Raw genomic sequence first — 9,705 nt, 5'->3', positions numbered from 1 at the left:
GATCTGGGCGACTTTCACGTTCGGCATTGGACGCGATGCATGTAGAATCTGTGCACAGAATATGTCCGATAGACGATACGACGAGCCGTTACTGATGACAAATCTCAGATCTAATGCACTCGGCGATACGACGGCCGAGAATGATAAAAAAATGCTAAGTGAAGCATTCGTACCCACTGCCGATTTTCGCACCCTGATCGAGACCGACGAACGTACCGTTGTCGTTGGAAGGCGAGGCACTGGTAAAAGCGCCCTCTATCTTCAACTGCAGAAATATTGGGAAAACGACAAGAAAATCGTTATCCTTTGTTTCTCACCCGAAGATACCGAAGTCATTGGGTTTCGGTCACTTCTAAAGCCATTTTCGAATTCGTTTAATTTGGCGCGCGCATCCACTAGATTGCTCTGGCGATACGCCATGCTTATGGAGATCGCCGCTTATATACGCGGCAATTACAAGCTGTCTCACTTGGTCGAAGATGATGATATTCTTCGCGAACACTTGCAGCGTTGGAGCGGTGTAAAAGGAAGTCTTCTTACCAAGTGTAGGCACATCGCCAAGACCTTTTTGTCAAGTGAGTCGCCCGAAGAGGCAGTTGGAGACTTGCCGGCAAACCTTGATTTAAGTCACATCGAAAGTAAGGTTCTTTCGCTTACAGCCCTTTCTGATCGACGCTTTATAATATTAATGGACCGATTGGATGAAGGATATGAGCCGGATGACATCGGAATTGGAATTATAACAGGCTTGGTGTACGCTTCGATTGAATTAAACAAGCGCGCTGAAAAGATTCGGCCAATTATCTTTCTACGCGATAACATCTATCGCGCGGTCGCCAAAGAAGACCCGGATTATTCTCGCAATGTTGAGGGTCAGGAAATTCGTTTGCATTGGGATTGGGCTCAGCTATTGTTGCTTGCCGCATCCAGAATGCGCGTTTGTTTTAAACTCGATCAAGAGAAGGACCAACGGATTTGGGATCGTTGCACTGCGGGCGATTTGCAAGGCCGCGATGGATTCAGGCAATGCCTGCAGTTCACGCTGTATCGCCCGCGCGACCTTCTTTCATTATTAAATGAGGCTTTCTACTGCGCCTCTCGCAATAATCGGTCGACCGCAATATTTTCGGATTTAGAGTTTGCGGCTAGGTCTATTTCAGTCGCTCGTCTAGAAGATTTGTGGAAGGAATATCAAAAAGTCTTTCCGTCAATACAGGCAATGTCTAATGCATTCGCTGACGGCGAGCCGGAATTCGACGTCCATACCGCAGCTGCGCTTCTATCGAATGTCATAGAAAAACTCGGCGAAAATGAATCTCAGGCTGTAGTCAGGGACGTTAGGCTTCTTGAGCCGAGCGGAGTCCTTCAGGGGTTATATAGCGTTGGGTTCCTCGGTATGCACGAGTCTACGACTGGCGCTTTCACCTTTTGCCACGATGGACGAACTCCCGATGTTGCGTTTGGCGATAAATCGAGACTCCTAATTCACCCATGCTACTGGCTAGGTTTAAATTTAAGCAGAAATGCATTAAAGCCAGAAGAGGCAGAGGAGATAACTGATGAGTATGACATTAAAGTTCAGTCAATCACGCCGGAAATACGAAACACAAGAATTGGCCAGACAATTACCCAGTTGGATAAAATCCCACTCGGACAAGAAGGGCAAAGCGATTTTGAGCATTGGTGCCTTGATGCGCTGCGAATTGCTTTCGCAGCGCATCTCACTAATATTCAATCGCACCCTAATGGCGCTGCAGTGCAAAGACGGGACATTGTTGGGCGCAATCGGGAAGAATCTGAGTTTTGGCGCCGAGTAAGAACCGACTATAAAGTACGTCAAGTAATCTTTGAGGTGAAGAACTATGCTGAGCCGGGAGCAACCGAATATCGCCAGCTTCAATCATATTTGACGGGGACGTATGGAGCGCTAGGATTCATGATTACACGAGATGCCGATGAGAATTTGCATAGCGGCAAGGATTTAGACTGGATCAAGGAAATGCATCAGTCTCACGGGGTGGTGCTTATGAAGTTGCCTGCTAAATATATTTGTAAATTGTTGCTGAAGCTGCGGAGCCCCGATAAGCACGATGTGGTGGATCATCAAATCAACACGCTCCTTGACGTATATGAGAGAAATTATCTCGGCATAAAATCGACTCGACAGAAAAAGCGGTGATTTGGAACCGCCGTTGAGGCCTCGGCGCGTCGGGGATTCCAAATCCACTTGGAAAGGGGCCGTCGAAAGCGAACGACCGGTAAGGCCGACAAGCTTGTCGACGTTTACTCGCGTCGTCAGATCCCCGCCCGACAAGAGCCATTAGGCTCCCGGTATTTCGACTGTCGGCTTCGGGTCGAACTGAGACAGATGGACGGCGCGTGCCTATCGCGTGCGGCGAACGCCTGACTCAGCTGGCGAGCCGGCTTGACCTCGCCGCTCTGCTAGATGTCGGCGTCGCATGACATTAAATTCGGCGGTGCCGACCCGAGGATTCCTGGCATTCCCATGTGTGTCGCTTACGCTGCTAGGCCTTGCTCGCGCGCCGTTGGTGGAGTAGATTTTTTTCTTGAGGTGCGTCAGGCGGGAGCGACTGCCATGGAACTGAGCGTAGAACGTGTCGATGTTTGGGCAGCTACCATCGAGGACAAGCCGGGTGGCCTTGCGAAAGTATTAAACGCTTTGCGGGACGCTGGCGCAGACTTGCAGTTCGTCGTCGCACGGCGTACGCCGGAAGCATCGGGCAAGGGGATCGTGTTTGTCGCACCGCTGCAATGGGACACGGAGATCCGTGCCGCTACGCAGGTGGGGTTCAGCGTCACCCCGAGCCTTCACTCCGTCCGTGTAATGGGTCTGGACCAGCCGGGGATCATCGCGCAATTGACCCAGATGCTGGCAGACGGGGGAATCAACCTCCGGGGCGTTTCGGCCGCTGTACTTGGCACACAGTTTATTGCGTATCTCGCCGTCGACTCGTTGGACGATGCCGAAAACGCGATAGACATTCTGCAGAGGGCCTGAAGCGTGCCGGACTGCGACCGGCCAAGAAGCGTCAGTCGCCTGCGTCGGAGGTCGGACATTCAGACGTCGGCTCCGCACTCCGCAAGCGGCCATTCGCCCCTGAATGACGAAAGCTGCTGATCGCTGTTTGGTACCGTTGGGCGTCCAAGGTACCAACGGCCGGTGCATGCACGCTAACCAACGTCTGTCGAAACATTGGCGAACGCCTGCTTTGACCATCGCCGAACGGCGGTCGGGATATGCCGTTCCCTGCCTCCACTGGCGACTGGCAGTTTCTAATCACATGCATAACGTTAGAAACTTTTGCCGAGACGCTCAAGTCGAGTTTCGACGGCCGATTGATCGAAGCCCATGATTTTGATGAACTCTCGCAAAGTTCTATCGCTCTTTCGCCCATTGCAATCCGCGCAAACGAAAACCATGTTCTGCAACGTTGACAAGCCGCCTTTCGCCACTGGATAAATGTGGTCGGCATGAGGATCAGTAAGCGGTGATCCGCAATACGGACAATCGGATAAGGTCGCTTGCTGAAGCTTCACGTCTCGTCTGATTGCTTGTGCCAGTGATCGAGTCTTGCTCTCATGTGCCGCCGCCAACGCTAAGAGTCGAGCCTTCTTCTCGTCCTTTCTCGCCTTCGTAATAGCTTGATTTTCAGCGCGTATTGCGGCAGCAACAGCGCGCGCTCTCTCTCGCTCTTTGGCTTCCGCAAGCGACCTTAGAAGAGTCTTCTCATATGACGCCAGCTTGCCTCTCAGGACGCGAAGTTCAGTGCCGCTCGTATCAGACGGAAATTCGGACCTTGTATCACCCTGCGGGATGGACTTCTTCAATTCATCAATTTTCGCGCATGCTTCCTTCGAAAGCTTACCCTGAAAGATTTGTTTCAAGAGGCTTCGAGATTCGAACTCACTCTTTTCAATCTCTCGAATTTTTCCCCAAGTACTTCTCGACTTATACAAACGCTCCTGGGCGGGAAGATTCGCGTCAATGACGCCGATTAACCTACGTATTTTGCTCAACTCTGCTGTCACTGTCTCCGGGCGACCCCCAAGAAGGCCGCCGGCAAGCGCGCCGAAACGCTCGCACGCCAGTTGGATACTGGTAAAGCTACTCGTTGTATAACGCCGCTTTCGCCCCATACGGCCACCATTTTTATTTAGGTAGCGCCCCTTCTGCCGTCGCCGACGATGCGAATCAACGGTGCATAGGCGCACGGCAGAAAGATATGTGTAGATACGCTGGTGATCTGTGCGTTTGCTCACGAATATCGCAACGGCCAGCGTCGACAATTCGCCTGCAGCATGGTCACGCCGACCGACATTTTGATTGCGAGTGTTAATTGCGGCACATTGCGTCAAACGTCGAGCCGCACACAATAGTCCGTGCGCAGGGTGACACAGACTAGGGATCTCGATCGCGGGTGTGAGGAGATCAATGCTTAAGTATGCGCGGAAGATGCGCCGGGATGAAATACTTGGCATCTACGCTTTGGAACTCGCCATATTCATGCGATGGTGCGAAACAACTTGACCCCGATACGCAAGCTCCTGAAAGGCTGCATCGCTCTGTCATTTACCTGAATGCCGATACGTCGCGCGGGAGGTGGGCGCTGGCGAGAAGTGACGACGACTTTTTCGTCGATGCGGCGATTCTTGTGCTTTGCTTTTCTGTGGTGGCAGAGAATCGCCGGTCCGTCGATGGCCTCATCCACAGGACCGGGGAGATGACGACCGTCAAGTTGAGAGCTTGCCGGGTATCGGGCGTGCTGGCAACGAGACTGCGCGACATGCTCGTGGCCTTGAAGACGGCTCACGAATCGGAAGAGCCAGTGGCGAGGTGCCCCACATCGTAGCGCTCTTGCACTATCTGGGTGGCGGTAGATTCAACCTACGGCCAGCCTGACCGGTGCTGCGACTGGGCGTATTGCGTCATCTTGGGGAGTGTGCGCGACGCCGCACGTACGCAATGATCCACCCGACGACAAATTGTGAGCGTCGTTTCGAAGCGAAAAATCCGGCATGCTGAATGCACATAACGGGCGAGCCGTGCTCTCCTTGCAGAGAACGGCAAAGCAAGAATGACCGAAGCAGAACGAAAACGATGATCAAGGGAGAGGGCGTGGCCCGAATCCGTATGCTCGCAGAACAGATGCAGATAAGGACTCCACATACCTTCAATGTGCTTGAACGTATGGTCATGACCATCGCGGACACTGTGAAGAATGAAGACAAGAAGACTTTGCTCGGGCGTGACAAGGGCATCCAGTCATATTCGAGATTTCTGTCCGTGCTGAACCCGACGATTCATGCAATGGTTCTCGACGGAGTGATTAAGGAGGCGAGTCCGACCGACGACGTGCTGACGGAATTCGAACATAGATTGCGGAAGTTTTCGATGGCCTTTCCTAACTGGAAGGATGCCGACGGGTTCGTCGGCACGTTCTTGGGCGAATGCGCGCCAGACTCCGTTCCCACCACCGACCGGCTGCGCTCCACGTCGTATACCGGCACCATGTGTTGAGCATCGTGAACGAAGTCGATCCACTCGCGGCCTGCGCGCACACTGACGACAACGAACTCGGATTGTGTATCGGCCGCTTCGACGAGCGGCATCGCCGGCAACGCCAGCGCTTGCCGGCCGCGGCCACTTGCTGGGATTATGCTTCGCTCATCGATGTCGTGCTCCGCGATCCCTGTACGGGCGCGTTTCGCTACACCGGAAAGACGGCTGCGCAATGGATGGTTGATCTTCGGAAGCAGAGCACGCGGGAGTATGAGCATTTCTGCCGACGATACGAATCCACTGTAAATCGGCGCCTGCATGCGCTGGCGCGCCGCCCACGCGAGCCGGACAATCACTATTGCGCCGAGCTTGCGGTGCCGCCGTTGCGCTCGTCGTTGCCGAGATTGGTCAGAAAGACGGGGCTGATGCGGGCAAGCGCGGCTCAATGGTCAGCGACATTGCGCTCGCTCACTGCCAAGGGCCTCAAGCCGGAAGAACTCGCGATGTCCGGCGTTCTCGACCGTCTGCGCGGCGCGGACCGGACCGCCATGCTGACGCAAGCGCAGGTCCTGAAAATGATGGATCTCTCGCACGTCGTTCCAAAGTTTGCGTGCGAAGCCCGCTTCGGCTTCGTGACGCGAGCCGGCTGGACGGAGGAGTGCCGCATGATCCCCGGGACGGAATACAGACGCAGGCGTCTTTTGGGCGAGGGACTGCACGCACGACATCTAACTCGTTTCCGTCACCGATCGCTCGGCTGGACCGTCGTGCTCACGCGATACCGCGACCTCGTGATCGACCTCCCCTTCTGGTGGAGCGTGCTCGACGAGCGTGGACGCATGATCGAGCAGCCGGTGCCAGGTTTTCAGAGCGCCGATGATGCGATGACTTTCGCCGAGAACCGGATGAGCAAGACGTTTGCCTCCTGGGGCAAGGATCAGGCGCTGGCGAAGTGGAAACGTTATTCCCTACCGGGCGGCGATGGCTATCGCGAAATTCTGCTGCAACTCGACGATTGGCTAAGCACCTACAAGCCGCCGCACTACCGGACCCGCAACGTCCTCGTTCATCTGCGTACCAGCACACGTCACACGCACGACGGCCAGCGCGTCCTTTTCCTCGACGAGATTCAAAGCGACTGGCACGCCGACCTGTACAAACAGGCACGCTCAGGGCCGCGACAGCGTCAGCAAATGGCCACGCCTGAAGCTCCGTTTCGCAAGGAGTGGCCGCTGTTGTCGCTGAAACTGATGGTCTGGTGGGCACAACGTTTGGGCGTCGACGGCCTGGCATGGAGCCCCGTCGATCTGCAGCATACACGGTGGGGAGAATCCGGCCCGCCTCAGATACTGTATAGGAAAACGTTGCCCGAAGCCGCGCGTTCGCTGGCGTCAGCGCTTGCCCTTACCGTCGATAAGACGACCTTGTCGGTACGGAATAACAGGTGTAGCGTCAGACCAAGTCGCCGCGGATGGGAGGTGCGCAATTGGGACGGCGTTCCTGTGACAAAGCCGTTTCGGACTCGCGATCAAGCCGAGTGCTTCGCAGACCTCATCGGCACGTGCTCGCTTATCGAGGTGCCTGTACTGTGGATTAACCAGCTGGAGCAGATTCGCTCCATTCCGCTGTATGGACTTCAGGCAGGCGAGCCTTGGTCCGTATGAGTAGAGATTGCTAGATTGCCGCCGGAGCCATAGTAGCGCATCGTCGATTACTGCGTTGTCGGTCATTGCCTGAATGGGCAGAAAGCGATTTGTGACCTTAACATGTGCCTGAGTTCTAATTGCTGGACGTAGCTATCTGCTGCCGTCCAAAAATGTCTGGCGACAGACACTCGAATGTCGGCTTCGCACCCGGGAAGCTGCAATTTAAGGGGCGCGCGGTCGACCGTCCGGAGTGGGCTTGCTACGGTCCTCTGCGCGATGCGCGGTTTGAGAATTCTGGCGCGCGTCGGCATCGGACAGAGTTCGGCCAACTCCGGTCGTGGGCCTGCGCTTTCACACGGACGTTTGAATGTCGGCTCCGCACGACACAGCCGACTTTCAATCTCGTCGTTTTCTTGGTGTTATATCGTCCTTAGCGCCAGAAGTGCGACGCTGCGCAGCTTCTAAGAGCTGCCATATTTTTTTCGGGAGCCACCATGTCATGGGAAAGTCACGAGGCCTTTCGCGAAATTCAGCGGGAGGAGTTTTCGAGAAAAATATCCGCGGCCAGGAAGTCCTTTGAGCAAAGGTTAGCAGCAGCGGATTCAGCGGAAAATCGAAAGATAATAGTCGAAGAATACGTAAAGCAATCGAACGACGCAGTGAATCACCTCCAAATGGCCAACTGGCAACCAGCATACGCTGCGCTCGGCTCAGGCGTTGTATGGGTAGTTATTTGGCTCTTGAGAAAGATCCCCGTTGTCTGGGATGAGTTGTTAGCAATTTTCCACAGCCAAGGTGCTGCATACCTTGTAGCCCCTTCAGTTGCGCTCATAGCCTGGGGATTTTTCTTGCTCCGGAAACACCATAGGTTCTCGTACGCTGCACTAGAGATGGGCCTTGCATGTTTTACGGCTTACCAGAGCACATCGGATTTCTACGATCCACTGAAAAAGGAGACGACATTGCCCTATTTCTTGGCAATGATGGGCAGCGTCTACATCGCTGTCCGAGCGTACGACAATTTCGATAAATGGTTTCATCCAGATATTGAGACTTTCAAAAAGCTGGCCTCAGAGGCTCAAGCTGCGTTCATAGCGCAGGCCAAAGAATTGGATAATGACAGGCCGGCGGCCGCCGCGGATGGCGGAGCGTGACTTCGCGCTGCAGATCAGGGCTGCAACGACAGTTGGTATTCGCTTGCAACCAGACGTCCGGGAAAACATTCGTGTTGAAAGCACCTGCGGTTCTCAGTACCGGTGGCAGAGAAGTCGCTGAGCAGCTCGAGAAACCGGCCGATTTCGCGCTCGGTCGAAGGGCGAAGTGGGTTGGCTTATGTCTATCGCATCAGGTGTTGGTCCGCCATGAGTGGGCAGGTGCCCAAACATTCACACGGACATTCGAACGTCGGTTTCGTGCTGACAACGGACCTTGGTGTGCCAATCGTACCGGTCTTGTGGTCCGCGGTTCGAGACAGTGAGGATGATTTTGCAGGGACTAGTCTGACACCACGTCAGTGTTGCGACGGCGGCCTGACCTAGCGGGAGGCGAGTGGCGTGTCATATTCAAGTTAGCTCGATGAGTGATAGACTCGCGCGTTCTAAGGCATCAGTTCTTCACCGATATTTGCGCTGCGCGGCAACGTGGATAGAACTATCAAAAGTATTGACCGGCCGGAGTGCCGAGATTGGAGGGAACGATGGCACTGGTAGACGAGATCCAGGCAGCAAGAAAGAAGGTCATCACCGACGGCTATGAGATGTCACTGGGCGAGATTATCAATCTTTACAAAGATGAGGAACTGGTAATCGATCCAGTATTTCAGCGATTGTATCGTTGGGAAGATGAACGCAAGACGCGATTTATCGAGTCCCTCATTCTGGGTATTCCGATTCCGCCGATCTTCGTCTACCAGGACGAAAATGGGGTTTGGGAGCTTATTGATGGGCTGCAGAGACTGTCCACGGTGCTACAGTTGACCGGAGATCTAAAGGGGGACCGGGCCGAACAACTGGGGCCGCTCATCCTCAATGGCACGCGTTTTTTGCCAAGTTTGGATGGGAAACGCTGGAAAGAATCGTCGCCTGATGCGAACGACGGAATCGGCCAAGCACTGCAGATCGAGATCAAGCGAGCGCGGGTAAGGGTCGAAATACTCAAGTCTGATAGCGACCTTTCAGCAAAGTTTGAGCTATTTCAGCGTCTGAATACGGGGGGGGCCGAGCTAACTGAGCAAGAAGTCAGGAACAGCATCGCAGTTTCACTAAACCGGCAGTTCTATGACTGGCTGATCGAACGCTCGGCCGATGAAGCATTTGTTCGAACAACAAACCAAACTGACTTGGCACTTGAATCGCAGGCCGGGGTAGAGTTGGCACTGCGCTTCGTAGCGTTCCGGTCAGTCCCCTACGATGCCGGTCTGGACGTTCATGAATATCTTGACGATGCTTTGATGAAGATTGCGATGGATCCGAACTTCAACATGGCGACGGAATCCGAGGTCTTCACGAAGACATTTAGGTACCTCGACGAAGCGCTCGG

Annotated in this window: 7 protein-coding genes; 6 read left to right on the top strand and 1 reads right to left on the bottom strand. The window is 54.3% G+C overall.

Annotated elements, in window-relative coordinates:
• Positions 1 to 94 precede the first annotated feature (94 nt).
• Together P0D73_RS45405 and P0D73_RS45400 are read left to right on the top strand one after the other, a co-directional pair.
• Positions 95 to 2,179 carry a P-loop ATPase, Sll1717 family gene (locus tag P0D73_RS45405; RefSeq protein WP_408261624.1) on the top strand — a complete coding sequence of 695 codons (2,085 nt, stop codon included), beginning with the start codon at positions 95 to 97 and terminating at the stop codon, positions 2,177 to 2,179.
• Positions 2,180 to 2,596: 417 nt separating this feature from the next.
• Positions 2,597 to 3,019, top strand: a complete 423-nt coding sequence (locus P0D73_RS45400) for an ACT domain-containing protein (RefSeq protein ID WP_408261030.1) — start codon at positions 2,597 to 2,599, stop codon at positions 3,017 to 3,019.
• A 293-nt stretch (positions 3,020 to 3,312) separates the two neighbouring features.
• Here P0D73_RS45400 and P0D73_RS45395 read toward each other — a convergent pair whose 3' ends face one another.
• Positions 3,313 to 4,308, bottom strand: coding sequence for an HNH endonuclease (locus P0D73_RS45395; protein ID WP_408436218.1), 996 nt, complete (start codon positions 4,306 to 4,308; stop codon positions 3,313 to 3,315).
• An 811-nt stretch (positions 4,309 to 5,119) separates the two neighbouring features.
• Here P0D73_RS45395 and P0D73_RS45390 point away from each other — a divergent pair.
• From P0D73_RS45390 to P0D73_RS45375, 4 genes are all read left to right on the top strand, one after another.
• Complete coding sequence (locus P0D73_RS45390) at positions 5,120 to 5,539, top strand: hypothetical protein (protein ID WP_408261024.1); 420 nt, start codon at positions 5,120 to 5,122, stop codon at positions 5,537 to 5,539.
• On the top strand, positions 5,536 to 7,185 hold the full coding sequence (locus P0D73_RS45385) for a hypothetical protein (RefSeq protein ID WP_408261021.1): 1,650 nt from the start codon (positions 5,536 to 5,538) through the stop codon (positions 7,183 to 7,185). Before P0D73_RS45390 ends, P0D73_RS45385 begins: the two co-directional genes overlap by 4 nt.
• Before the next feature lie 476 nt (positions 7,186 to 7,661).
• Entirely contained in the window at positions 7,662 to 8,321 is a 660-nt protein-coding gene (locus tag P0D73_RS45380; RefSeq protein ID WP_408261018.1) for a hypothetical protein, read from the top strand.
• A 542-nt stretch (positions 8,322 to 8,863) separates the two neighbouring features.
• Positions 8,864 to 9,705, top strand: an 842-nt coding sequence (locus P0D73_RS45375; protein ID WP_408436215.1) for a GmrSD restriction endonuclease domain-containing protein, incomplete at its 3' end; no start/stop codon positions are given.

The organism is Paraburkholderia sp. RL18-101-BIB-B, from assembly GCF_046026985.1.
Taxonomy (GTDB): Bacteria; Pseudomonadota; Gammaproteobacteria; order Burkholderiales; family Burkholderiaceae; genus Paraburkholderia.
This window is presented reverse-complemented; position numbering and strand designations above follow the sequence as displayed.